This window comes from Lysobacter sp. KACC 24251, assembly GCF_057747755.1.
The window spans coordinates 2,352,401-2,377,195 of record NZ_CM173222.1; the positions used below are offsets into that span (position 1 = coordinate 2,352,401).

Annotated in this window: 26 protein-coding genes; 12 read left to right on the top strand and 14 right to left on the bottom strand. The window is 67.4% G+C overall.

The annotated features are described in order from the left end of the window. Window positions 1-29 precede the first annotated feature (29 nt). Window positions 30-539, bottom strand: a complete 510-nt coding sequence (gene purE / locus AC3ARF_RS11025; protein WP_498927885.1) for a 5-(carboxyamino)imidazole ribonucleotide mutase — start codon at window positions 537-539, stop codon at window positions 30-32. 56 nt (window positions 540-595) lie between these two features. On the opposite strand from purE, the gene AC3ARF_RS11030 reads away from it, so the two are divergent. Both AC3ARF_RS11030 and nadC read left to right on the top strand, forming a co-directional pair. Beyond that, a complete protein-coding gene (locus tag AC3ARF_RS11030) occupies window positions 596-865 on the top strand; it encodes a Trm112 family protein (RefSeq protein WP_498927887.1) in 270 nt (89 codons plus the stop codon). Window positions 866-867: 2 nt separating this feature from the next. Beyond that, the gene (gene nadC, locus AC3ARF_RS11035) at window positions 868-1,791 is read left to right on the top strand and encodes a carboxylating nicotinate-nucleotide diphosphorylase (protein WP_498927889.1); all 924 of its coding nucleotides are present in this window, start codon (window positions 868-870) and stop codon (window positions 1,789-1,791) included. A gap of 18 nt (window positions 1,792-1,809) precedes the next feature. Here the strand turns inward: nadC and AC3ARF_RS11040 are convergent, their stop codons facing one another. Beyond that, entirely contained in the window at window positions 1,810-2,592 is a 783-nt protein-coding gene (locus AC3ARF_RS11040) for an FHA domain-containing protein (protein WP_498927890.1), read from the bottom strand. A 75-nt stretch (window positions 2,593-2,667) separates the two neighbouring features. On the opposite strand from AC3ARF_RS11040, the gene AC3ARF_RS11045 reads away from it, so the two are divergent. Next, the gene (locus AC3ARF_RS11045; RefSeq protein ID WP_498927892.1) at window positions 2,668-3,003 is read left to right on the top strand and encodes a DUF3301 domain-containing protein; all 336 of its coding nucleotides are present in this window, start codon (window positions 2,668-2,670) and stop codon (window positions 3,001-3,003) included. A 7-nt stretch (window positions 3,004-3,010) separates the two neighbouring features. On the opposite strand, the gene AC3ARF_RS11050 is transcribed toward AC3ARF_RS11045, so the two are convergent. The 6 genes from AC3ARF_RS11050 to AC3ARF_RS11075 form a co-directional block, all read right to left on the bottom strand. Then, the gene (locus AC3ARF_RS11050; protein ID WP_498927894.1) at window positions 3,011-3,550 is read right to left on the bottom strand and encodes a ClpXP protease specificity-enhancing factor; all 540 of its coding nucleotides are present in this window, start codon (window positions 3,548-3,550) and stop codon (window positions 3,011-3,013) included. Window positions 3,551-3,614: 64 nt separating this feature from the next. Further along, a complete protein-coding gene (locus AC3ARF_RS11055) occupies window positions 3,615-4,250 on the bottom strand; it encodes a glutathione S-transferase N-terminal domain-containing protein (protein WP_498927896.1) in 636 nt (211 codons plus the stop codon). A gap of 171 nt (window positions 4,251-4,421) precedes the next feature. Then, entirely contained in the window at window positions 4,422-5,189 is a 768-nt protein-coding gene (locus AC3ARF_RS11060) for a cytochrome c1 (protein WP_498927898.1), read from the bottom strand. Next, a complete protein-coding gene (locus tag AC3ARF_RS11065) occupies window positions 5,182-6,441 on the bottom strand; it encodes a cytochrome b (RefSeq protein ID WP_498927900.1) in 1,260 nt (419 codons plus the stop codon). Before AC3ARF_RS11065 ends, AC3ARF_RS11060 begins: the two co-directional genes overlap by 8 nt. A gap of 3 nt (window positions 6,442-6,444) precedes the next feature. After that, window positions 6,445-7,056, bottom strand: coding sequence for a ubiquinol-cytochrome c reductase iron-sulfur subunit (gene petA / locus AC3ARF_RS11070; protein WP_498927901.1), 612 nt, complete (start codon window positions 7,054-7,056; stop codon window positions 6,445-6,447). A 192-nt stretch (window positions 7,057-7,248) separates the two neighbouring features. After that, entirely contained in the window at window positions 7,249-8,178 is a 930-nt protein-coding gene (locus AC3ARF_RS11075; protein ID WP_498927903.1) for a lytic transglycosylase domain-containing protein, read from the bottom strand. Window positions 8,179-8,335: 157 nt separating this feature from the next. Here AC3ARF_RS11075 and miaB point away from each other — a divergent pair, with 157 nt between their 5' ends. Then, window positions 8,336-9,754: a tRNA (N6-isopentenyl adenosine(37)-C2)-methylthiotransferase MiaB gene (gene miaB, locus AC3ARF_RS11080; protein ID WP_498927905.1), complete on the top strand. Its 1,419-nt coding sequence runs from the start codon at window positions 8,336-8,338 to the stop codon at window positions 9,752-9,754. Between the two features lie 2 nt (window positions 9,755-9,756). On the opposite strand, the gene AC3ARF_RS11085 is transcribed toward miaB, so the two are convergent. From AC3ARF_RS11085 to AC3ARF_RS11105, 5 genes are all read right to left on the bottom strand, one after another. Continuing rightward, window positions 9,757-10,881: an ABC transporter permease gene (locus AC3ARF_RS11085; protein WP_498927907.1), complete on the bottom strand. Its 1,125-nt coding sequence runs from the start codon at window positions 10,879-10,881 to the stop codon at window positions 9,757-9,759. Continuing rightward, a complete protein-coding gene (locus tag AC3ARF_RS11090) occupies window positions 10,878-11,807 on the bottom strand; it encodes an ABC transporter ATP-binding protein (protein WP_498931843.1) in 930 nt (309 codons plus the stop codon). Before AC3ARF_RS11090 ends, AC3ARF_RS11085 begins: the two co-directional genes overlap by 4 nt. Window positions 11,808-11,826: 19 nt before the next feature. Next, on the bottom strand, window positions 11,827-12,801 hold the full coding sequence (locus AC3ARF_RS11095; RefSeq protein WP_498927909.1) for an HlyD family secretion protein: 975 nt from the start codon (window positions 12,799-12,801) through the stop codon (window positions 11,827-11,829). Then, a complete protein-coding gene (locus AC3ARF_RS11100; protein ID WP_498927911.1) occupies window positions 12,791-13,459 on the bottom strand; it encodes a TetR/AcrR family transcriptional regulator in 669 nt (222 codons plus the stop codon). Before AC3ARF_RS11100 ends, AC3ARF_RS11095 begins: the two co-directional genes overlap by 11 nt. Before the next feature lie 109 nt (window positions 13,460-13,568). Beyond that, window positions 13,569-15,269: an amidohydrolase gene (locus tag AC3ARF_RS11105; protein WP_498927913.1), complete on the bottom strand. Its 1,701-nt coding sequence runs from the start codon at window positions 15,267-15,269 to the stop codon at window positions 13,569-13,571. Window positions 15,270-15,382: 113 nt separating this feature from the next. On the opposite strand from AC3ARF_RS11105, the gene AC3ARF_RS11110 reads away from it, so the two are divergent. The 8 genes from AC3ARF_RS11110 (at window position 15,383) to AC3ARF_RS11145 (ending at window position 23,367) form a co-directional block, all read left to right on the top strand. Continuing rightward, entirely contained in the window at window positions 15,383-16,369 is a 987-nt protein-coding gene (locus AC3ARF_RS11110; RefSeq protein WP_498927915.1) for a PhoH family protein, read from the top strand. Between the two features lie 32 nt (window positions 16,370-16,401). Continuing rightward, a complete protein-coding gene (ybeY, locus tag AC3ARF_RS11115; RefSeq protein ID WP_498927917.1) occupies window positions 16,402-16,887 on the top strand; it encodes an rRNA maturation RNase YbeY in 486 nt (161 codons plus the stop codon). Window positions 16,888-17,008: 121 nt separating this feature from the next. Continuing rightward, window positions 17,009-17,866, top strand: a complete 858-nt coding sequence (locus tag AC3ARF_RS11120; protein ID WP_498927919.1) for a CorC family transporter — start codon at window positions 17,009-17,011, stop codon at window positions 17,864-17,866. 34 nt (window positions 17,867-17,900) lie between these two features. After that, complete coding sequence (locus AC3ARF_RS11125; protein WP_498927921.1) at window positions 17,901-19,274, top strand: lipoprotein N-acyltransferase Lnb domain-containing protein; 1,374 nt, start codon at window positions 17,901-17,903, stop codon at window positions 19,272-19,274. Between the two features lie 42 nt (window positions 19,275-19,316). Further along, on the top strand, window positions 19,317-20,309 hold the full coding sequence (locus AC3ARF_RS11130; RefSeq protein ID WP_498927922.1) for a magnesium and cobalt transport protein CorA: 993 nt from the start codon (window positions 19,317-19,319) through the stop codon (window positions 20,307-20,309). Between the two features lie 129 nt (window positions 20,310-20,438). Continuing rightward, window positions 20,439-22,508 (top strand): carbon starvation CstA family protein, encoded by a 2,070-nt coding sequence (locus AC3ARF_RS11135; RefSeq protein ID WP_498927924.1) that lies wholly within the window; start codon window positions 20,439-20,441, stop codon window positions 22,506-22,508. Beyond that, a complete protein-coding gene (locus AC3ARF_RS11140; protein WP_498927926.1) occupies window positions 22,508-22,729 on the top strand; it encodes a YbdD/YjiX family protein in 222 nt (73 codons plus the stop codon). Before AC3ARF_RS11135 ends, AC3ARF_RS11140 begins: the two co-directional genes overlap by 1 nt. A gap of 176 nt (window positions 22,730-22,905) precedes the next feature. Beyond that, entirely contained in the window at window positions 22,906-23,367 is a 462-nt protein-coding gene (locus AC3ARF_RS11145; protein WP_498927928.1) for a hypothetical protein, read from the top strand. 92 nt (window positions 23,368-23,459) lie between these two features. On the opposite strand, the gene AC3ARF_RS11150 is transcribed toward AC3ARF_RS11145, so the two are convergent. Then, window positions 23,460-24,716: a DUF819 family protein gene (locus tag AC3ARF_RS11150; protein ID WP_498927930.1), complete on the bottom strand. Its 1,257-nt coding sequence runs from the start codon at window positions 24,714-24,716 to the stop codon at window positions 23,460-23,462. Between the last annotated feature and the right edge of the window lie 79 nt (window positions 24,717-24,795).

The window sequence follows — 24,795 nt, forward strand, 5'->3', positions numbered from 1 at the left end:
TTGCTCGTCGGCGGTGCCGTCGGACGGGATCAACGACGCGGATCGTCGTTGCTGGCGACGTCATCGGTCTGCTTCTGGCGGAACGCCGCCAGGGCGGTGCCGATCGCCGGGTGGTCATGCGCCAGCATCGCGGCGGCGAACAGCGCCGCATTGGCGGCGCCGGCGTTGCCAATGGCAAAGGTGCCCACCGGGATGCCCGCCGGCATCTGCACGATCGACAGCAACGAATCCATGCCATTGAGCGCCTTGCTCTGCACCGGTACGCCCAGCACCGGCACCGCGGTCTTGGACGCCAGCATGCCCGGCAGGTGGGCGGCGCCACCGGCGCCGGCGATGATGGCCCGCAGGCCGCGATTGGCGGCGGTTTCCGCGTAGGAGAACAGCACGTCCGGCGTGCGGTGCGCGGACACCACGCGGACCTCGTGTGGCACGCCAAGCGCTTCGAGCTTGGCCGCCGCGTGCTGCATCGTCTCCCAGTCGGAGCGCGAACCCATCACGATGCCGACCAGCGGCGGGGAAGCGTTGTCAGGGGGGGTCATGGCTGGCCCTTGCGTCAAAACGGTATTCTACCGGCCTTCCGCCAGAGCTTCACCGTATGGACCGCAAACTGCTCGACCTGCTCGTCTGCCCGGCCACCCGCCAGCCGCTCGCCCTGCTCGACAGCCGCGGCCTGGAGGCCCTGAATGCCGGCATCCAGGCCGGCGGCGTCCTACGCGGCGACGGCAGCCCCCAGGCCGAAGTCGTGCGTGAGGCCCTGGTCACCCGCGACCGTAAGACCGTCTACCGCGTGGACGACGGCATTCCGGTATTGCTGGTGGAAGAGTCGATGGCGACCGGGCAGATCGCCGATTTCCCCGGGGCATGAGCATGGGCCAGCCTGACCACGACGCGGAGACTGTCGCCGGCCCGGCCGGGGGTGGCCAGGCAGGTCCCGCCGTCATCGCCCCGCCGCCGGCGGGCGTGGTGGAATCCGACGTGGCCGCCGCCCTGGCCGAAGACGTGGGCGATGGCGATGCCACTGCCGCCCTGCTGCCAGACGTGGCCGACAGCGCATATCTGCTGTGCAAGGAAGACGCCGTCGTGTGCGGGCGTGCCTGGTTCGATGCCTGCCATCGCGCGCTCGACCCGGACATTCGCATCGACTGGCGCGTGGCCGAAGGCGACCGCGTGCGCGCGGGCACGGTACTGGCCACGCTGCAGGGTCGCGCCCGCTCGCTGGTCAGTGCCGAACGCGCGTCACTCAACTTCCTGCAGACGTTGTCCGGCACCGCCACGACCACTGCGCACTATGTGGAAGCCGTGCGCGGCACGCGCGCCCACATCCTCGACACCCGCAAAACCATCCCCGGCCTGCGCCAGGCGCAGAAATACGCCGTGCGCGTGGGCGGTGGCGTCAACCACCGCATGGGGCTGTACGACGCGGTGATGCTGAAGGAAAACCACATCCGTGCGGCGGGGTCGCTCAGCGGTGCCGTCCATGCCGCGCGCGCCCTCCATCCCGCGCTGCCGCTGATCGTTGAGGTCGAAACCCTCGGACAGTTGGAAGAGGCGCTCGCGGTGGGCTGCGATCGCATCCTCATCGACGACTTCGACGCGGCCACGCGGCGCGAGGCGGTGCGCATCACCGCCGGCCGCATTCCGCTGGAGGTATCGGGCGGGGTCGGCCTGGACGGCCTGCGCGCGATCGCCGAGGACGGGGTGGATTGCATCTCGATCGGCGCGCTGACCAAGCATGTCCGCGCGATCGACCTGTCGCTCAAGCTGGGGCCGCCGCCCGCCGATCCCGCCTGATCGGCCGGGCGCTCGCACTCACATGAGCGCGAACACCACTACGGCTGCCGCCACGATGGCCACGGCCGTTCCGATCAGCCAAGCGCGACGCGAAGGTTCGGCCGACGACCCGCGCCCCGGCCGCTTGCCCGGTTCCGGTTGGCCGTAGGCCAACACCTGGAAGCGCATCGTATCGAAGCCGATCTCGTCGCCCACGCGCGCTTCCCCGCGTAGCACCCGATTGCCATTGATGAAGGTTCCATTGGTGGACCCTACGTCCTCGACCTGAACGCCTTTATCGGTCGCCAGCAGCCGCGCATGCGCTCGCGAAAGCCCCGGCTCGTCCAATCGCAGCGAGCACTCGGGCCCGCGGCCAACCGTCAAGGCGCCCGACAGCGGGATGCTGCGCCCAAAGGCGCGGCCTGCGGTGCCGCGCAACACGAACTTGGGCGCCACCGGCCGCACCGCCGTCACACTCGGATCGTCATTGGCCGAGGAATCGGTCTGCCACGGATCCGACAGTTTCTTCACCGCGGCCGCCGGCTCGATCGCGGCCAGCCGCGCCTGCACGTCCTTGAAAGCCACCGAATCGCCGGCACGCAAGGAGATGAGTCCGTCCACCGGCCGGCCGTTGACGCTGACCTCGGCCGATTGGGGCACCTCCAGCATGACCCCGGTTGGGGTGACATGCAGAAGGCAGTGCTGCGGCTGCACCCCCGGGTGGTTGATCACCACGTTGGCTTCGGGATCCGACCCCACCCGATTGACCCCGGGCCCCAACAACACCTGCGGATGCTCACCACCTGGAAAGACCAGCTTCATCGATTCGCAGCCCCCTTGCTGACGATTACGGATGCGCCGCTTGCGACGGTGTCGCCGCGGCCGCACATTAGTCCCATGCCGACTCTAATCATCCTGATGATCGCGACTGCGATTGTCGTCTCACTATGGAATGCGAATCGCGCGGCCGCCGAACGGGCCGAGGCGGTAGGCCGCGATGCGTGCCGGGCCGCGGGCGTGCAATGGCTGGACCAGAGCGTGCATGCCATCGCCTGGCGACTGTACCGCCGCGACACCGGCTGGCTGGGCATGGAGCGCACGTTCCGCTTCGATTACTCCATCCACGGCGACGATCGCCATGTGGGACGCATGGTGCTGCGCGGCGAGCGACTCGTGTCGTTCACCGGCCCGGTGAATGCTGCGCCGGTGACGCTGAATCCGCCGGGCGGCTGAGCGCGGGTTACTTCACCACACGCAGGAATGGACCGCCGGGACGAGGGCGGGGCGAATCGGGGCCGGCGGGGTCGTCGCCCCCTTCGTCGCCATCGTCCGCATCCGCGGCATCCGGTACGGCGCTGAGGGTGGGGCGGCCGGCTGCCGGGGCGACCGAAGGCACTTCCTCTTCGCCGCTGACAACGTCATCTGCGTCCGCATCGGCGTCGCCCGGCACCATGTCCTCGGGCAGGGCCATACCCTGCCCGGTTTCACGCGCATAGATGGCGAGCACGGCGCTTATCGGCACCGACACCGTATGGCTGACGCCACCAAATCGCGCGCTGAACCGGATCGACTCGTTGGTCATCTCCAGCCGCGCGACGGCGCGCTCGGCGACGTTGAGCACGATGCGCCCGTCCTTGACCGCATGCAGCGGCACCTGCACGCCCGAACGCATCGCGTCCACCAGCAGGTGCGGGGTCATGCCGTTGTCCGCGATCCATTCGTAAAGTGCCCGGAGCAGGTACGGGCGATGGCTGGTCATCGGCGGAAACTGGTCTGTCATGGGTGCAGTGTAGCGTCGCCGACCGGTTCACGGCGACGCCATCATGCACCGCATGGGGCGTAAATCAGCCCGGCAGGTCGCGCAGGCGCCGCTCCTGCTCGGTCAGGCTGCGGGCGAACCCAGGGCTACGGAAGATGCGGTTGCCATAATCCTCGATGGCCTTGCCATCCTTGGGCAACGGTACGCCGAGCGCATTGAGGCGCCAGATGATCGGTGCCATGGCGCAATCGGCCAGGCTCATTTCCGGATTGAGGAAGAACTTCGAGGCCTTGAACAGCGGCACCGAAGCCGTGAGCAGTTCCTTCAAACGCTTGCGACCGGCATCGGCCTGCGCCTTGTTGCCCAGCTGGATGGCTTGAACCTGCGGCACCCAGTCGATTTCCAGGCGCAGCATCGCCAGGCGCAGGCGCGCGCGTGACAGCGGATCGACGGGCATCAGCGGGGGGTGCGGGTAACGCTCGTCCAGGTACTCGCTGACCACGCTGGCGGCGTACAGCACCAGCTCGCGCTCCACCAGCGTGGGCACCGAGTGGTAGGGGTTCAGGTCGACGAGGTCTTCGGGCGGGTTCTGCGGGTCGACCGGCACCAGATCGTAGCTGACGCCCTTGGCGGCCAGGACCAGGCGGACGCGGTGGGACAACACGCAATCCGTCGCGGAGAACAGGGTGAGGGCATTACGCATTCGTGGGCTAGCCGCCATCATCGACCTCGCTGTGGACCGGATTCCGCCGGCCGCTGGACGCCACCCACCCCGTGTGGGCAGTCACCAACATCCGAGCCTAACGCTTTTTCCACATTTGCCACATCCCCCCTCAGCCGGGGCCAGATGTGCAAAGGCCCGCTCGAGGCGGGCCTTTGCGCTGGGACGGTGTCAGTGTTCGACGTCGCGCCAGTATTCCTGCTTCAGCAACCAGGCCAGGAACGTCAGGAAGGCCAGGAACAGGATCACCCAGACGCCGATCTTCTCGCGCTTGAGGGCAGCCGGCTCACCGGCGTACTCGAGGAACGCGCTGATGTCGCGGGCGGTCTGGTCGAACTGCTCAGCGTTCTGCACGCCCGCCTGGGTCACGGTCAGACCCAGCACGGGGCGCTCACCGGTGGCGTCGGGCTTGCCGAATTCGGCGTGCTGCAGGCCCTGCAGCTCCCACAGCACGTTCGGCATGGAGGCGTTGGGGAACAGCTTGTTGTTCCAGCCCAGCGGACGGGTCTCGTCCAGGTAGAACGACTTCAGGTAGGTGTAGACCCAGTCGCTGCCACGCACGCGGCTGATCAGGCTCAGGTCCGGCGGTTGCTTGCCGAACCACTGGTTGCCCTGCGCCTCGGTCATGCTGACCTGGATCTGCTCGCCGACCTTGGCGCCGGTGAAGTTGAGGTTCTTCATCACCTCGTCTTCGGTGAGGCCCAGGTCCTCGGCCATGCGCGAGTAGCGCAGGTACTTCAGCGAGTGGCAGCCCGAGCAGTAGTTCATGTACAGCTGGGCGCCACGCTGCAGCGAGGCACGGTCATTGAGGTCGGTCCCCGCCTGCTGCACGTCGCCGCCCGCGGCCGCGAAGGCCGAGACCGAGACCAGCAGGCCGGCGGCGAACACCGCCAGCTTCTGGAAGCGGGACACCCGCTTCGAAACAGTTGCGTTAGTCATGCATCGTCACCCGTTCCGGCACCGGCTTGGTCTTGTCGAGCTTGGTCCACAGCGGCATCGTGATGAAGAAAGCGAAGTAGTAGAAGGTCAGCACGCGGCCGATCTGGGTTTCCACCGGGTCGGTACCCGGGCCGGCGCCGATCTTGCCCAGCCAGATGAAGCTCGCGGCGAAGGCCAGCAGCAGGCCCCACGACAGCAGGCCACGGTAGCGGTAGGACTTGACCTTGGAGCGGTCCAGCCACGGCACCGCGAACAGGATGGCGATCGCCGAGAACATCACGATCACGCCGCCCAGCTTGTCCGGGATCACGCGGAGCATCGCGTAGTACGGGGTGTAGTACCACACCGGCTTGATGTGGGCTGGCGTCACGAGGCGGTTGGCCTCGGTGAAGTTGTCATGCTCCAGGAACCAGCCGCCGAATGCCGGCGCGAAGAAGATGACGAACGCGGCCAGCATCAGGAAGAAGCCAACGCCCACCAGGTCCTTCACCGTGTAGTACGGGTGGAACGGAATGCCGTCCTTGGGCTTGTTGGCATCCCAACGGTTGCCCTTCGGACCCTTCTTGATGTCCACGCCGTCCGGGTTGTTGGAACCCACTTCGTGCAGCGCGCCCAGGTGGAGCACGACCAGCAGCAGCAGGACCAGCGGCAGCGCGATGACGTGCAGTGCGAAGAAGCGGTTCAGGGTGGCATCGCCGGGCAGGTAGTCGCCCATGATCCACTCGACCAGGCCGTTGCCGATGACCGGGATCGCGCCGAACAGCGAGATGATCACCTTGGCGCCCCAGAACGACATCTGGCCCCACGGCAGCACGTAGCCCATGAAGGCTTCGGCCATCAGCACCAGGTAGATCAGCATGCCGAGGATCCACACCAGCTCGCGCGGCTTCTGGTACGAGCCGTACATCAGGCCGCGGAACATGTGCAGGTACACCACGATGAAGAACATCGAGGCGCCGGTGCTGTGCATGTAGCGGATCAGCCAGCCCCACTCCACGTCACGCATGATGTATTCGACCGACGAGAACGCCTCAGCCGCGGACGGCTTGAAGTGCATCGTCAGGAAGATGCCGGTGACGATCTGGTTGACCAGCACCAGCATCGCCAGCGAGCCGAAGTAGTACCAGAGGTTGAAGTTCTTCGGCGCGTAGTACTCGGTCATGTGCTTGCGGTACATCGGCATCATGCCCGGTGCACGCTCGTTGACCCAGTCCATCACGCCATTGGCGGTACGGGTAAGGATGTTCGCCATGGCTTACGCAGCCCCCTGCGGATCGACGCCGATGATGATGGTGTTGTCGTCGGCATAGTGGTGGGGCGGCACGACCAGGTTGGTCGGCGCGGGCACGCCCTGGTAGACGCGGCCAGCCATGTCGAACTTCGACTTGTGGCACGGGCAGAAGTAACCACCCTTCCACTCGGTGTCGAACGGTTCCGGCCGGATCTCGGCCTTCATTTCCGGCGAGCAGCCCAGGTGCGTGCACAGGCCGACCAGCACGGAGATATCCGGCTTGATCGAGCGCAGCTCGCCCTTGATGTACGCCGGCTGCTGCTCCGGGTTGTCGGACTTGGGATCGCGCAGCATGCCGTCCAGGGTCGGAAGCGCATCCAGGACCGCCTTGGAGCGCTTGACGATCCAGATCGGCTGGCCGCGCCATTCGAAGATCAGGCGCTGGCCTTCGGCCAGGGCGCTGATGTCGGCGGTCACCGGGGCGCCGGCCAGCTTGGCACGGGCACTCGGATTCCAGGACTTGATGAACGGCACAGCCGCAAAGCCGGCCCCGACCGCACCGACCACAGCCGTGGTCGCGGTCAGGAAGCGGCGGCGTCCCGTGTTTACAGGATCGTTGACCCCTTGGTTGGCCATTCGGCACTCCGCAAAGCTTAGTAACGAAGTTTCACCACAAAGCCGCCGCCACTGGCGACGGCTCGCGGCTCAAAAGACGGGGAAGTGTAACGGAACGGTGAACGGCAGGACAATCCGCGGTATCCGTCGGTTGCGGTCCGGAGGCGAACCGCGTCACACATCGCTAGCCCGGACGGGTCGCCGGGCGCGTGGCTACTGCATCCCGCCGGCAGCGCTGCGGTAGCGATCGGCGAGGACGCCAACGCGCTGCACATAGCGCTGGGTCTCGCTGTACGGCGGCACGCCGCGGTACTTGTCGACCGCGCCCTCGCCGGCGTTGTAGCCAGCGGCCGCCAGGGTCAGGTCCCCCTTGAAGCGCTTGAGCAGCCACGCCAGGTACTGGACGCCGCCGTGGATGTTCTGCGACGCGTCGAAGGCGTTGCCCACGCCAAAGCGGCGCGCGGTCGCCGGCATCAGTTGCATCAGCCCCTGGGCCCCCACCCGCGACAGGGCGTTCGGGTTGTACGCGGACTCGGCATGGATGATCGCGCGGACGATCGCCTCGTCCACCCCGAACTTGCTGGCCGCCGCACGGATTTCGTCGCGATAGGCGTGGGTGTTGAGCCGGACCGAGCCGAAATTCACTCCGGGCTTGGCGCTGCAGGCGAAGCAGGTCTCGATATAGCTGTACTTGATGGTGCGGACCGCCATCGCGCGCGCGCCGCCACTAGGGGGGCGACTGGAGTAGTGGCGGACGCCATCCTTCATGTAGGAGTAGACCTGCCCGCGCACCACACGGCCGCTACCGGACGGAGTCCGCTGCGGGGCCGCCGGGGCCACCGGGGTCGACAGGCTGGACGTGGCGGCGGCGGTTTCGACCTTGGTGGAGCCACTGGCGGGCGAACCGACCACCGGATTGGCGGGTGTCGCAGAGCCCACGGAGACAGGTGCCGGGGTCGACGCCCGACGGCCTCGCGGCGCGCCAGAGTAGGCGCTCACCGCAGTGCACTTGGCCCCGGGAACCCGCTTGCTGACATAGCTGCGGCCCCCATCGGCGGTCTCGCAGCGGTACACGGTCCCGGCCACCGCGGAGGCGGTGGCGAGCAGCGCGATGGCCCCCAGAGTCAGGATGCTCCCCTTCATCGGCCCGAGTGTCTCCCTTCCCGAGGGCATTTGCCAAGTCATTGATCCCGAAACGGGACGGAGAGCCGGTTCCGGCCTTGCCGCAACGATCAGGACAAGCCGGTAAACTGTGCGGCCCTCCGGCGCGGATTAACCGCCGCCCCTCCCGGACACGATCATGACCGATACCGCCCTCCCCGCGCAGCCGTCGGCTGCCGCCGCCACGACTGCTTCCGCTCCCGCCCTGCCGGCCCGCGGCAAGCTGTTCATCGAAACCCACGGCTGCCAGATGAACGAGTACGACTCGGCGCGCATGGCCGACGTGCTGGCCGCCGCGGAGGGCCTGGAGCTGACCGACAACCCGGCCGAGGCCGACGTGGTGCTGGTCAACACCTGCTCCATCCGCGAAAAGGCGCAGGACAAGGTGTTCAGCCTGCTCGGCCGGTGGAAGCAGCTCAAGCAGGGCGACAAGCCGGTGCTGATTGGCGTGGGCGGCTGCGTGGCGTCGCAGGAAGGCGAGGCCATCGTCAAGCGCGCGCCGTACGTCGACCTGGTATTTGGCCCACAGACCCTGCACCGCCTGCCGGAGCTGATCCAGGCCAAGCGCGAGACCGGCAAGCCGCAGGTGGACATCTCCTTCCCCGAGATCGAGAAGTTCGACCGCCTGCCCGAGCCACGTGCCGACGGTCCGAGCGCGTTCGTGTCGATCATGGAGGGTTGCAGCAAGTACTGCTCGTTCTGCGTGGTGCCGTATACCCGCGGCGAGGAGATCAGCCGGCCGTTCGAGGATGTGCTGGTGGAAGTGGCGGAGCTGGCCGCGCAGGGCGTACGCGAGGTGACGCTGCTGGGCCAGAACGTCAACGCTTACCGGGGTCCCATCGCGACCGAAGAAGGCGCCGAGTCCGAGCTGGCCGACCTGGGCCTGCTGATCCGCGCCATCGCCGAGATCGACGGGATCGACCGCATCCGTTTCACCACTTCGCACCCGCTGGAGTTCAGCGACTCGCTGATCGAGGCCTACCGCGACGTGTCCAAGCTGGCCAACTTCCTGCACCTGCCGGTGCAGGCCGGCAGCGACCGCATCCTGTCGGCGATGAAGCGCGGCTACACGGCGCTGGAGTTCAAGCAGAAGATCCGCAAGCTGCGTGCGGTGCGGCCGGACATCTCGATCTCGTCGGACTTCATCGTGGGCTTCCCGGGCGAGACCGACGCGGACTTCGAGAAGACGATGAAGCTGATCGAGGACGTGGGCTTCGATCAGTCGTTCTCGTTCATCTACTCACGGCGCCCGGGTACGCCGGCCGCCGACCTTGAAGACACGGTGACCAGCGAGGAGAAGCATGCGCGCCTGTCGCGCCTGCAGGCGACGATCAACGCCAATGCCGCGAAGATCTCGGCAGCGATGGTGGGCAGCACGCAGAAGGTGCTGGTGGAAGGGCCGTCGAAAAAGAACCCGAATGAGTTGACCGGCAAGACCGAGAACATGCGCTCGGTGAACTTCCCGGCGCCGGCGCGGCTGGTGGGGCAGTTCGTGGATGTGGTGATCACCGAGGCGCTGAGCAATTCGCTGCGTGGGCGGGTGGTGGGGTCGGACTGAGGTCAATCCAGGCGTTTGCGGAAACGTGCGATCGCGAGCGTCATCATCACGGCGGTGAAGGCCAGCAGCGCGAGTACGTCGGGCCACAGGTCCGGCAGGGCGGCGCCGCGCAGCATCACACCGCGGATCAGGCGCAGGAAATGGGTCAGCGGCAGCACCTCGGCCAACCACTGCACCGCCTTCGGCATGCCACTGAACGGGAACATGAAGCCCGACAGCAGGATCGAAGGCAGGAACACGAAGAACGTCATCTGCATCGCCTGGAACTGCGATCTGGCCTTGGTCGAGATCAGCAGGCCCAGGGTGAGGTTGGCGACGATCAGCAGGCCTGCCGCGAGGTAGACGTCCAACAGGCTGCCGCGCACGGGCACCTTGAACAGCCACACGCCCAGTGCGAGCACGACCGTGGTCTGCACCAAGCCGATCGCCACGTACGGCAGCACCTTGCCGATCATCAGTTCCGCGCTGGTGATGGGCGTGGCGATGAGCAGTTCCATGTTGCCCCGCTCGCGTTCGCGCACGATGGCCACGCCGGTGAACAGCACCATGGTCATCGTGAGAATCACCCCGATCAGGCCGGGCACGATGTTCACTGCCGAACGGCGCTCGGGATTGTAGAAGCTGACCACGCTGATGGGCCGCGTCGGCGGCGTGGAGGCTCGTGGGCCAGTCACCCCGGTCGGCAAGGCCATCACCGCAATGCCGTCCACGGGCAATTGCGCCAGTTGCGCCGCGGCGCCCTGCACCGCGGTGTCGCTGCCATCGACCAGCACCTGCGCGACCTCACGCCCGTCCATGCGCCGGCGCTCGAAGTCCCGTGGCACGTGGATGCCCACGGCGATCTCGCCGCGCTGCAGCCACGCCATCAGTTGCGCGGGCGTGGTCGCGTCGGCCACGGGCGCGACCACGCCGGTGGCGAGCATGTCCATGACCAGCGCCCGCGAGCCTGCGGTGCCAGCCTCGTCGACGATGCCTGCGGACAGCCCGCGTACGTTGGTGTTGATCGCATAGCCGAACAGCGCCAGTTGCAGCACGGGCACGAGGATGATCATCGCCAGGGTGATGCGGTCGCGCCGCATCTGCCGCAGCTCCTTGGTCATCACCGCGAGCAGGCGACGCAGGTTCATGCCAGCTCCCGCGTGGGGCCGCGTTGCGTTGCGGCGACAAATACGTCCTCGAGGTTGGGCTCGGCGGACGTGACGTTGGCCTGTACTCCTTCGCCGTGCAGTGCATGGCGGACGCGGCCGGCGCCCTCCCCCACCGCGTCACCGGACAGCAGGACGCGGACCGTGTTCCCAATCTGGGCGGCACTGACGACGCCCGGCACACCCATCACCGCCTGTTGCGCCCGACGCGGCTGGTCGGCGTCCACGCGCAGTACGCGCGCCGCCAGTGCCGCAGTGAGCGCGGCGGGCGTGCCGTCGGCCACCAGCACGCCGCGGTCAAGGATGGCCAGGCGATGGCAGCGCTCGGCTTCGTCCATGTAGTGGGTGGAGACCAGCAGCGTGGTTCCGGCGTCGGCCAGCTCGAAGAGCTTTTCCCAGAAGTCGCGGCGCGACTCGGGGTCGACGGCGCTGGTGGGTTCGTCAAGGAAAAGCAGCTCCGGCCGATGGACCACGGCACAGGCCAGTGCGAGGCGCTGCTTCTGGCCCCCACTCATGGTGCCGGCCAGTTGCCGGCTGCGATCGCCGAAGTGGTATTGCTGCAGCAACTCGTCGATGCGGCGGCGCGCGTCGTGCCGCGACAGTCCCTGCACGGTGGCCATGAACTCAAGGTTCTCGTGCACGGTCAGGTCCTCGAACAGCGAGAACCGCTGGGTCATGTAGCCGATGCGCAGCCGGAGGGCCTCGGCTTCGCGCGGAATGTCCAGTCCGAGCACGCGGACGTTGCCGGCCGACGGCGTCAGCAGGCCGCACAGCATGCGGATCGTGGTGGACTTGCCCGAGCCGTTGGGTCCGAGGAAGCCGTAGACATGACCCCGCGGCACGTCCAGATCCACCGCATCCACGGCCACCAGGTCGCCGAAGCGCTTGGTCAGGCCGCGGGTGCGGATGACGACCTGGGCGTCGGTCTCAATCACGGGGAGGCGACTCTTCGAACGACACCCGAACGGGCACCCCGGCCGGCAGGTTGGCGGCATCGGTGCCGAGGGCCACTTCGGCCAGATAGCTCAGGCGCGCGGCGTCGTCGCCAACGAGGGCGTAGTACGGGGTGTAGGTGGGCTCGCTGCGGATCATGCGGACGGTGCCAGACAGCGCCTCGGCATGACCATCAACGTGCACGCGCACGTGGGTGCCGACGGCCACGGCGGCACGCAGCGGCTCGGGCACGTAGATGCGCGCGTACGGTGCGTCGCCTACCAGCAGGATGGCGAGCGGCGCGCCCACGGGAGCCTGGTCGCCGAGCCGGTACGGCAGGCTGTCGATCCGTGCGGCGCGGGGCGCGACCACCACCAGTTTGTCGAGTGTCGCCTGCTGCGCCACGACCTGCGCGCTGGCCGCACGGGCGGCGGCTTCGCCCTGCGCAATCTGCTCGGCGCGCGTGCCATGGCGCAGTTCGTCGAGCGCCGCGCGGGCGGCGGCCACTTGGGCGATCGTCTGGCTCGCGGCCGCGCGGGCGCGGTCGACCTCGGCGGCGGCGACCAGCTGCCGCGCGCCCAAGGGCTGCACGCGACGGTAGTAGGCCTCGGAGTCGCGCGCCTGGGCCTCCGCGGCGGCGAGGGTGGCACGAGCACGGTCGATCGCCTCTTGCCGCGGCCCCGCCTCCAGTTCGGCCAATGCCGCGCGTCCGCGGTCCTCGTCCGCACGCGCGGCGTCGGTGACGGCGGCCACCCGGATGCGGTCCAGCCGTAGCAGGGGTTGCCCCTCGGCGACGCGTTCGCCCTCCCTGACCTCGATGGCGACGATGCGCTCGGCGGCGGGCGACGGCACGGTGATGCGGTCGTATTCCAACGTGCCCAGGGCCTGCGGCTGGGTGGGCGTGCAACCGACGACCGCCGCCATGACTAGGGCGCCAGCAAGCCGGGCAATCATCAAGTCACTTCGCATCACGCAACTCCAGCCCGCGGTCCAGCAGGGCAATGGTGTGCTGGTGGAGCATGTCCGGGGTCACGTCGTCCGCGCCGAACACGGATTTCCATATTCCCGCGCTGGCCGCCGGGAACAGGGTCAATCCCACGAGCGAGACCACCAGCAAGCGCGGATCCAGGTCGGGATTCAGTCCCCCTTGGCGTTGTGCCTGTGCCAATCGCTGGACCAGCAGTGCCGGCACCCTGGGCGCGATGGTGTCCACCAGCAGTCCGCGAAGGGCGCCGCCTTCGCACAGCACCTCTCGCACCCACAGCGGGGGCAGCCAGGGTGACGATGCGACGGCCTTGCCCAGCCCCCTGACGAAAGCGGCGATGACCGCGGCGATGTCGTCGCCGGCTGCGGTCACTTCGGCAATGACGATGCCGAGCGTGGGCAGGACGCGCTCGTGTGCGACGGCTTCCTGCAGCTGTTGCTTGTCGCCAAAGTAGTAATGCAACAGGGCTGGCGTGGTGCCGGCTTCGGTGGCGATCATCCGCAGCGACGCGCCGGCGATGCCTTGCCTCACGTAGCAAGCGATGGCCGCATCGAGCAGGCGTTCGCGCAGGTCCGCCCCGTCGGCGGCCGGGCGCCCGGGCGCGCGGCGGCGGGATTTGGGCTGGTTCTTGGTCGTGGCCATGCCGATTAATTAATTGATTAGATAATTAATTGCAAGACACAGCCGACGAGCGGCACTGCCCATGGTGCGCGCAACGGGCGTCAAACCTACTCGCGCAACGAGCCCACCCTTACCTGGGCGACGCGCCCGCTCCCTCGCCGACCGTGTAGACGGAACGGCCGTCGACATAGGTCGCCTGCACGTGCAGCGTGCGCAACTGCGCGGGCGGTATGGCCAGCGGGTCCTGCGCCAGCACGACAAAGTCCGCGCGTTTACCGGCCACCAGGCTGCCCACCCGCGTCTCGGCGAAACCGGCGTAGGCCGCATCCAGGGTGAAGCCGCGCAGGGCTTCGTAGGCCGTCAGTTTCTCTTCCGGGTGCCAGCCGCCGGTGGGCGTGCCTTCCGTATCGGCGCGGGTGGCGGCCGCATACAGGCCCAAACGCGGGTCCACCGACTCGACCGGAAAATCCGAACCCAGGGCCAGCCGCGTGCCCGTGTCGCGCAACTGCCGCCATGCATACGCGCCGACGATACGCTGGGGCCCCACGCGATCCTCGGCCCAGGGCATGTCACTGGTGGCGTGCGTGGGCTGCATGGACGCGATGATGCCCAGGGGGGCCAATCGCGGCAGGTCCTCGAGGGACAGCACCTGCGCATGCTCGATGCGCCAGCGGTACTCATCGGGGCGCACGCTGCCGAGTGCGCGGGCATAGGCATCGATCACCTCGCGGTTGCCGCGGTCGCCGATGGCGTGGGTGGCCACCTGCACGCCGCAGTCGCGGGCCTTGGCCGTGACGCGGGCCAGTTCCTCCGGCTTCATCAGCAGCAGGCCGCGATTGGCGTGATCGTCGCTGTATGGTTCGAGCATGGCCGCGCCGCGGCTGCCGAGGGCACCGTCGGCATAGAGCTTCAGAGCACGCATCTCAAGGCGGCCGCCGGCGTGGCGGTACAGCCCGCGCGTGCACAGCGCGTCGAGCGCGGCGCCATCGCCGTCCGCCATCGCATACACACGAAGCGGCATGGCACGGCGGTCGGCGAGGCGCTGGTAGGCACGCAACTGAGACAGCGACACGCCAGCGTCGTGCACGCCGGTCAAGCCGTGTTCGACGGCGGACTGCATCCCCAGGACCAGCGCCCGCTCGGCGGTGGCGTCGTCCATCGCCGGCATGGCCGTCTCGACGAGATCCATCGCGGCATCGACGAACACGCCCGCCGGGGCACCATGGGCGTCGCGCAGGATCTGGCCGCCGTCAGGTTGCCAGTCACCCCTCAGGTCGCGCTTCACGACGCGCAGAGCCGCGGTATTGCCCCAGGCTGCGTGGCCGTCCACGCGGCGCAGCCACACCGGGCGATCCGGGAATACGGCATCCAGGTCGGCAGCCGTCGGGAACTGCTTGTCCGGCCAGTCGTTCTGGTCCCAACCGCGACCGAGCAGCCAGGCACCAGGCGGCAGCTCCTTCGCGAATTCGCGCAGCCGCTGCAGCACCTCGGCCTTGCTGCGGGTGTCGACGAGATTGGCACGCAGCTTCGTCAGGCCGAGTCCTGCCACGTGGCCGTGGGCGTCGATCAGGCCAGGCACTACGGTGGCCGAGCCCACGTCGATGCGAGCTGCATTCGGGTACTTCCCCAGCAACGTAGCGCTATCGCCCAGCGCAAGAATCGCACCGTTGTCGTCGTAGGCCATTGCCTGCGCGCGCGGATGCGCGGTGTCCATCGTGTGGATCCGGGCTGCGGTAAGCACGGTGACCTTGGCCGCGTGGGCCGGGATCGCCGTGGCCACCAGCGACAACGCGGCGACCAGAACGATCCGTGAAGGCTTGTATGCACGCATTGCGGCATCCTGCTGAATGAACTGTCGCGGCACTTTGCGAAAAAGCGGCGACAGGCGCAAGCTGACAATCTGCGCACCCACCCCCATTGCGCCCATCCCCGACCCAGTCCCCCATGTCTTCGAGAACAACTTCCGAATTCACCCTCGACCCACCCGAGGCCGAGCGCCTCGCCAACCTCAGTGGTCCGTTCGATGGCCACCTGCGCATGATCGAGCTGCGCCTCGGTGTGGAAATCGCCAACCGCGGCAACGTGTTCCGCGTCGTGGGTCCGAAGTCCGCCGTGGGCAAGGCCGAGCGCCTGCTCCGGGACCTGTGGACCGACGCGGCCAACGAGACCCTGGACGAGCCCGCCATCCACCTGCGCCTGGCCGAGGCCGACGCCGACCGCGTGGCCGAGGAGGACATCGAGCCGCAGGAAGTGTCTATCCGCACCAAGCGCGGAACGATCCGCGGGCGCGGCGCCAACCAGGCGAAGTACCTGCATGCCATCGCGGTGCACGACATCAACTTCGGCATCGGCCCCGCCGGAACGGGCAAAACCTACCTCGCCGTAGCCAGCGCGGTGGAAGCACTGAACGAAGGCCGCGTGCAACGCCTGATCCTGGTGCGCCCGGCGGTGGAAGCTGGCGAGAAGCTCGGCTTCCTGCCCGGCGACCTCACGCAGAAGGTCGACCCGTACCTGCGCCCGCTGTACGACGCGCTGTACGAGATGCTCGGCGTGGAGAAGGTGGTGAAGTTGCTGGAGAAGAACGTCATCGAGATCGCGCCGCTGGCGTACATGCGCGGACGCACGCTTAACGATGCGTTTGTCATCCTCGACGAAGCGCAGAACACCACGATCGAGCAGATGAAGATGTTCCTGACCCGCATCGGCTACGGCAGCACCGCCGTGGTGACGGGTGACATGACCCAGATCGACCTGCCGCGCCACCAGAAGTCCGGCCTGAAGGACGCGCTGGAGGTGCTGCACCAGGTGAACGGCATCAGCTTCACCTTCTTCGAAGCGCGCGACGTGGTGCGCCACCCGCTGGTGGCGCGCATCGTCGACGCCTACGACACGCGCGACGAGAAGAACGCGCAAACCGGCGTCGCGTCCTGAATCGCCCTCCCACTGATCATCGGTCCCTTGCCATGACTGTAGGCCCCACCCGTCTCGACGTCTCCATCAGCTACGGCCTGCCGCGCGCCGGCATTCCGTCGCCCACGAGTTTCCGCAAGTGGGTGGCCGCGGCACTGGAGGGGCGCATCCGCGAAGCCGACCTGGCGATCCGCATCGTCGACGCCAAGGAGGGCCAGTCGATGAACCACCACTACCGTGGCAAGGATTACCCGACCAATGTGCTGAGCTTCCCGGCGGAGATGCCCGAAGGCCTGCCGGAAGGCGTCAAGATGCCGCTGCTGGGCGATCTGGTGATCTGCGCGCCCGTGGTCGCCCGCGAAGCGCATGAACAGGGCAAGGCGTTGGCCGCGCACTACGCGCACATGACGGTGCATGGCGTGCTGCACCTGTTGGGGTGGGACCACGAGGACGAGCGCGAAGCCGACTGCATGGAGCAACTGGAGCGCGAAATCCTGGCGTCACTCGGTGTCGAAGACCCGTACGCGGTCGAAGGTTGACCCGCGCCCCCGGCGGCCGTTCCCCCTCCCCCAGCCCCGCTGCGGTTTCACCGTTTCGCGCGCCAACCGCGTTAGACTTCCTGAATGCCCCCATCCCCCAGGGGGCGCTTGACCATGCCCCATGTCCGAGGACGACAGTAGTAACGCCCACGCGCCGGAACGGCGCTCCTGGCTCGAACGCATCAGCTCCGCGCTGTCCGGCGAGCCCACCACCCGTGAAGACCTGGTCGAGCTGCTGCGCGATGCCCAGGCCGATGGCCTGATCGCCGCCGATACCCTGCGGATGATGGAAGGCGCCATCGCGGTCTCCGACCTGACCGTGGGCGATGTGATGATCCCGCGCTCGCAGATGGTCGCCCTGCCCGCCGAGGCCAAGTTCCTTGACCTGATGAAGCTGGTGGTCGAATCCGGCCACTCGCGCTTCCCGGTCCACGGCGAGGAAAAGGACGAGATCCTCGGCATCCTGCTGGCCAAGGACCTGCTGCGAGGCGTGGTGGCCGACCATGGCCCCGGCACCATCCACGAGTTGCTGCGCCCCGCGGTGCTGATTCCCGAGTCCAAGCGCCTGGACGTGCTGCTGCGCGAGTTCCGCCAGTCCCGCAACCACATGGCGATCGTCATCGACGAACACGGCGGCGTGGCGGGTCTGGTGACCATCGAAGACGTGCTGGAACAGATCGTGGGCGAAATCGATGACGAACATGACGACGCCGAAGACCCCAATGCGCTGATCGCGGCACAGGCCGATGGCCAGTTCGTCGTCGATGCGCTGACGCCTATCGACGATTTCAACGAGCGCTTCAAGGCCGACTTCGACGACGACGAATACGACACGATCGGCGGCTTGGTCGTGGCGGCCATTGGCCACCTGCCGGAAGCGGGCGAGGAGCTGACGTTGGGCCGTTTCGTGTTCCGCGTGGCCAGCGCCGACGCACGCCGCATCCATGCCTTCCACGTGGGCGTGCTGGGTGACGCCTGACGGTGGCGCCCGCATGACGGGCCAGGCGCGACGGATGGGCTGGCTCGCCCGCGCGAGGGGCGCGCTCGGGTGGGCGCTCATCGGCTTCGCGACCCATGCCGCGGCGACGGCGGCACCGGTGGCGCATGCGACAAGCTTCGCCATTTCGCCTGCATCGGCCGCTGGCACGGCCGCGACCACTGCGACCATCCCCGGGGCATCCACCGCCGGCGAGGGAACCGCGGGGCGACCGGCCGCCCCCCGACCGCCTGCTGCTCCGCCCGCTGCGCCCACTGAAGCCGGACCGCCGTCCCCGCCCGCCACCGGCGCCGCACCGGACATCGGCGTGATGACCATGCTGCCGGGCGAGATCTTCTGGGAGCGGTTCGGCCACGACGCGATCGTCGTCGTGGACCCGGAGACGCGCGCCGCCACGTCGTACAACTTCGGCTTCTTCGACCTGAGCGAACCGGACTTCACGTCGCGCTTCGTCCGGGGCGACATGCGCTATCAGCTGGTCGCCCTGCCCATTGACCAGGACCTGGCCGCCTACGACGCCGCGGGCCGGGGCGTGAGCATCCAATGGCTCGACCTGCATGCCGAGGACGCGCGGCAGCTGGCCGCCACGCTGGCCGACAATGCCCGGCCGGAAAACGCGCGCTACCGCTACGACTACTTCCTCGACAACTGCTCCACGCGGGTCCGCGACGCGTTGGACCGCGCCCTGCAGGGACGCTTGCGCAGCCAGCTGGAAGGCCGATCGCAGGGCAACACCTACCGCAGCGAGGCCATGCGCCTGGCCTCGCCGGAGTTCTGGATGTGGCTGGGCTTCGATGTCGGCCTGGGTCCGGCGGCCGACCGCCCGCTGCCATTGTGGGACGAGGCGTTCGTGCCGATGCGGCTGGCCGCAGCCCTGGTGGACGTCAAGCATCCGGACGGTCGCCCAGTGGTACGCAGCCAGCACGAGATACTCGCGCATCGTCTGGCGCCGGAACCGCAAGAACGCGGCCAGCGCTGGTGGCTGTGGGCCCTGTGGGGCTTGGGGCTGGGGGGCGCGCTGGCCTGGGCCGGGCGTCGCTACCCGCGGGGCACGGCGGCGCTCGCCCTGCCCTTCTGGACGTTGTCGGGCGCAGTGGGCTCATTGCTGCTCTTCCTGTGGTGGGGCACCGAGCACCGCTTCGCTTGGGCCAACCACAACCTGTTCCTGCTGAGCCCACTGGCGTGGTTGCTGCTGCCCGGCGGGGTGCGGCTGCTGCGCGGGCGAGCTCCGGGCGGCTGGTTCAATGGACTGCTGACGGCGGTAGCGGCCCTGGCGGTGGTCGGCCTGTTCGCCCATTGGCTGCCCTTGGCGCCCCAGCGCAACGCCCACTGGATCGCCCTGCTCCTGCCGATCCAGCTCGGCCTGCTGGCGGGCCTGCGTCGACCCTGAGCGCCTTGTGCGCGCGCCCCTAACGCATCACGATCTGCCCTCATGAGCCGCGCCGACCTGCCCAAGTGCGTCATCAACTGTGTCGCCTACGACCGCGAAGGCGTGCGTCGCGACATCACCCTGGATGCAATCAGCGACGTGCTGGCGGTCGATGACGGCAGTTTCGTCTGGGTAGGGATGTACGAACCCAACGAGGACATCCTCGACAAGCTGCAGGAAGAGTTCGACCTGCACGACCTGGCGGTCGAGGACGCGCACAAGGCGCACCAGCGGCCGAAGCTGGAGACATACGGCAGCTCGCTGTTCATCGCCATCCACACGGCGCAGACGGTCGACAGCCGCATCCGCTTCGGTGAAACCCATCTGTTCGTCGGCCCGCGCTACCTGGTAACGGTGCGCCACGGCGCTTCGTCCAGCTATGAGGCGGCCCGCGCACGCATGGAGCGCGAGCCGGAGCTCCTCCGCCACGGCCCTGGCGCGGCCCTGTACGCGGTGCTGGACATGGTGGTCGACAACTTCATGCCGATTGTCGATGGCTTCAACCATGAGCTGAACGAACTGGAGCAGGACATCTTCGCCAACGAGTTCCGCCCCAACACGGTGCGAGAGCTCTACGACCTCAAGCGTGAGCTGACCCGATTGCGCATGGCGGTGTCGCCGCTGCAGGACATCCTGGGGCAACTGGCGCGCTCGCGCGGCGGGCTGATCGACGACGAGATCCAGTTGTACATGCGCGACGTGCTCGACCACGCGGTGCGCCTCAACGAGAGCACCGACACCCTGCGCGAGATGCTGACCGCGGCCGTGAGCGTGAACCTGTCGCTGGTGACCGTGCACCAGGGCGAGGTGGTGAAGCGGCTGGGTGCATGGGCGGCGCTGCTGGCCGCGCCGACGCTGATCGCCAGCTGGTATGGCATGAACTTCACGCACATGCCCGAACTTGCCGGGAAATGGAGCTACGCGGCCTTGATCGGCGTGGTGGCGGTGACCTGCCTGGTCCTGTACCGGATGTTCAAGCGCGCGCGCTGGTTGTAAGTGCCCTCCCGCGGCCGGCTTCGACCTTGGTCGGCGCATAGACCAAAGTTGCACGGTTTATGCCGCAGTGCGGATTGACCCCCCGCGGCCCGGGGGTGACTCTTCCGAAGTCAATTCGGAGACTTTTTCATGAAGGGTGGAATCACCAGGTTGGCCTGGGCGGCTTTGGCCGTGCTGGGCGCCGTGTGTCTGGGGGTGCTCGCACTGCGACGCGGCGAACAGATCAATGCGCTGTGGATTGTTGTGGCGGCGGTGTCGATCTATCTGGTCGCATACCGCTATTACAGCCTGTTCATCGCCAACAAGGTGCTGGGCCTGGATCCCACCCGGGCCACGCCCGCGGTGATCAACAACGACGGCCTGGACTACGTGCCCACCAACAAGCACGTGCTGTTCGGCCACCACTTCGCGGCGATCGCAGGCGCGGGCCCGCTGGTCGGTCCGGTGCTGGCGGCGCAGATGGGCTACCTGCCCGGCACGCTGTGGCTGATTGCTGGCGTGGTGCTGGCCGGTGCGGTGCAGGACTTCATGGTGCTGTTCGTGTCCAGCCGCCGCAACGGCCGCTCGCTGGGTGACCTGGTTCGCGAGGAGATGGGCCAGGTGCCCGGCACGATCGCGCTCTTCGGAGCGTTCCTGATCATGATCATCATCCTCGCGGTGCTGGCGATGATCGTGGTGAAGGCGCTGGCCGAAAGCCCATGGGGCATGTTCACCGTGATGGCCACCATTCCGATCGCGGTGTTGATGGGCGTCTACATGCGCTACATCCGACCTGGCAAGATCGGTGAGATCTCGGTGGTCGGCATCGCGCTCCTGCTGCTGTCGATCTGGTTGGGTGGCAAGGTCGCCGCGCATCCGGAGTGGGGTCCGGCGTTCACCTTTACCGGCACCCAGATAACCTGGATGCTGATCGGCTATGGCTTCGTCGCCGCGGTGCTGCCGGTGTGGCTGGTGCTGGCGCCACGTGACTACCTGTCCACCTTCCTCAAGATCGGCACCATCGTCGGCTTGGCCATCGGCATCTTCATCGTGATGCCGGACCTGCGCATGCCGGCGCTGACCCAATTCACCGACGGCACCGGCCCTGTGTGGAAGGGCGGCATGTTCCCGTTCCTGTTCATCACCATCGCCTGCGGCGCGGTGTCGGGCTTCCACGCGCTGATCAGCTCGGGCACCACGCCCAAGCTGCTGGCGAATGAAGGCCACGCGCGCTACATCGGTTACGGCGGCATGCTGATGGAGTCGTTCGTGGCGATCATGGCGATGGTGGCGGCCTCGGTCATCGATCCGGGTGTGTACTTCGCCATGAACAGTCCGGCCGCGGTGATCGGCACCGATCCGGTGGGTGCGGCGCAGACCATCACCCAATGGGGCTTCGTGGTCACGCCGGAGGTGCTGTCGCAGACCGCCAGTGACATCGGTGAGGCATCGATCCTGTCGCGTGCCGGCGGTGCGCCGACGCTGGCGGTGGGCATCGCGCAGATCCTGCACGCGGTACTGCCGGGCGAAGGGATGATGGCGTTCTGGTACCACTTCGCCATCCTGTTCGAAGCGCTCTTCATCCTTACCGCGGTGGATGCGGGCACGCGTGCCGGCCGTTTCATGCTGCAGGACCTGCTGGGCAACTTCGTGCCGGCGCTACGCAAGACCGACGCCTGGGGCCCGAACGTGCTGGCCACCGCCGGCTGCGTGACACTGTGGGGCTACTTCCTGTACCAAGGCGTCACCGACCCTCTGGGCGGCATCAACATGCTGTGGCCGCTGTTCGGCATTGCCAACCAGATGCTGGCGGGCATTGCGCTGATGCTGTGCACGGTGGTGCTGTTCAAGATGAAGAAGGACCGCTACGCATGGGTCACCATCATCCCGACCACCTGGCTGCTGATCTGCACCACCGCGGCGGGCTTCATCAAGATCTTCGACCCGACCCCGGCCATCGGCTTCCTTGCGCAGGCCAACAAGTACAAGGCCGCGATCGCCGCGGGCGAGATCATCGCGCCGGCCAAGAGCATGGGGGCGATGCAGCAGGTGATGATCAACAACTACGTCAATGCGGGCCTCACGGCGCTGTTCCTGTTCGTTGTGCTGGCGGTGCTGGTGTACTCGGTCAAGGCCATCCTGGCGGCGCGCCGCGGTGAGGCACGCACAGACCGTGAAACACCATACGTGGCGCTCAAGCCGCATGAGATGAACCTCTGATGGGCACCGCGCTTGTTCCTGCCAGCGAGTACCAGAACTACCGCCGCGTGTGGCGACGGCTGGTGCAGACGGCGCGGCTGTGTTGCGGGGTGCCGGACTACGACAACTATGTCCGGCACCTGATGGAGAAGCACCCCGAGCGGCCCATCCCCGACTACGCGACATTCTTCCGGCAACGGCAGGACGCGCGTTACGGGGGCGGCGGATTCCGCTGCTGCTGAAGCTCCGACATGCGGGGGAGCGTGCTCCCCCGCATGGGTGAGGCCCCATAAAGTCGACCGAACGAGAGGAAGCCTTTCGTTTGCCTATATGCGACTTCCTTCACGCCAGGCGATACGGCCACGCTACGGCAGAAGGCGGGGGAGGCGCATCTTCGACCAGACAAGGAGCCTCTCCCATGAACACCCGTTCCGCGATTCTTGGCGTCGTCGCCACCCTCGCATTGTCGTTTGCCTCCAGCAGCGCGATGGCCTGGGACGGCGACAACGGTTGTACCCCCGGCTACTGGAAGCAGGATCAGCACTTCGACTCATGGCCGTTCCCGTATGAGCCGAATACGTTGCTGCGTGATGTCTTCGTCACCAACCCGGTGACGTACGTACCGGATGACACCTTCCTGGAAGCCCTCAACTATGGTGGTGGGCCGGGCGTGGAAGGCGCCACGGAGATCCTCTTGCGCGCGGCCGTCGCGGCGCTGCTCAATGCCGAAGCCTTGGGCACGGCTTTCGAGGATGAGCCTGCGCAGATCATCGACACCACGGTCGATCGCCTGGAATCGCAATGGCGCCCCACCATCCTGACGCGCGCCACGTACTTTGACAGCATCAACAACGGCCCGGATGGCTGCCCGCTCAATTGAGCGCCGTCCAAGCGCGCGGCCGTCGCGGCCATCCACGAGCAGCGCACGCGGACTAGCATCAGGGCCCGGCAAACCGGGCCCTGTGCGCCTGGTCAGGCGGCGAGGACGCGTAGCGCGATACCGGTCAGGTAGGCGCAATAGGTACCCAGCGCGTAACCCAGTACTGCCAGGAGCACACCCACGGGCGCGAGCGCCGGGTGGAATGCAGAAGCCACCACGGGGGCTGAAGCCGCGCCGCCGATGTTGGCCTGCGAGCCCACGGCCATGAAGAACAGCGGAGCGCGGATCAACTTTGCCATGCCCAGCATCAGGCATGCATGGACGCCTATCCAGATCAGGCCGAGCAGGAACAGCCACGGGCGGTCGAGCAATGCGCCCAGGTCCATGTGCATGCCGATGGTGGCCACCAGCACGTAGAGCATTGCCGAGCCCACTTTCGACGCGCCGACCGCCTCCAACAGGCGCGCTCGCGTGAAACTGAGCAGCAACCCCACGGTGGTGGCGAAGACGACCAGCCAGAAGAAGCCCGACGTCAGGCTGTAATCCTGGAGGCGCCATTCCGCCGGCAGAGACTTGACCCACGCGACCAACGGATCAGCCAGGAAATGCGACAGGCCCGTGGCCCCCAGGCCCACGGCGAGGATGACCATCAGGTCGGTCAGCGTGGGAATGCGCGAATGCTGGGCCTGGTAATCCTCCATCCGCCGCTTGAGGTCCTCGATGGCACTCGTATCCGCCCCGGTCCAGCGGTCAAACGCCGGGGCGCGGGCAGCCAGGAACAGCAGGATTGCCATCCATACGTTGGCGACCAGCACGTCCACGGCCACGAATTGGCCGAAGAGGGTGGCATCGACGGCGAACACCTCCTTCATCGCGGCCTGGTTGGCGCCGCCACCGATCCAGCTGCCGGCGACCGTCGTCATGCCCCGCCAGGTATCGCCGCTCACGGTATCGGGATGGATGACCCCCATCGCGACGAACGAAACCAGTGCACCAACCATCACGCCCAACGTGCCGGTGAGGAACATGATCACGGCCTTGGGTCCCAGTCGAAGCACCGCTCCCAGGTCGATGGCGATGCACAGCAGGACGAGGGCGCTGGGCAGCAGGTAGTCGCGCGCCATCGGGTAAAGGCCCGATGCGTTGCCGTCGATCAGGCCGATGCTGTTGTAGATGGCCGGCAGCAGGTAACACATCAACAGGGCCGGCACGTACCCATAGAACTTCTTCCAGAAGCCACTTTCCCGGGACGATGTCCAGAACACGGCGCCCAAGGTGACGGCCAGCAAGCCGAGCACGACGGCATCATTGGTGATCAAGGCAGTGTTTGGGGCGGCGGGCTCGGCCAAGGGCGTTACTCCTGCGCGGTGCGCGCGTATTTCGTCTAGAGGAGCTGCCGCGCCGGCGTGAGCCGGACGCGGCAGCGGG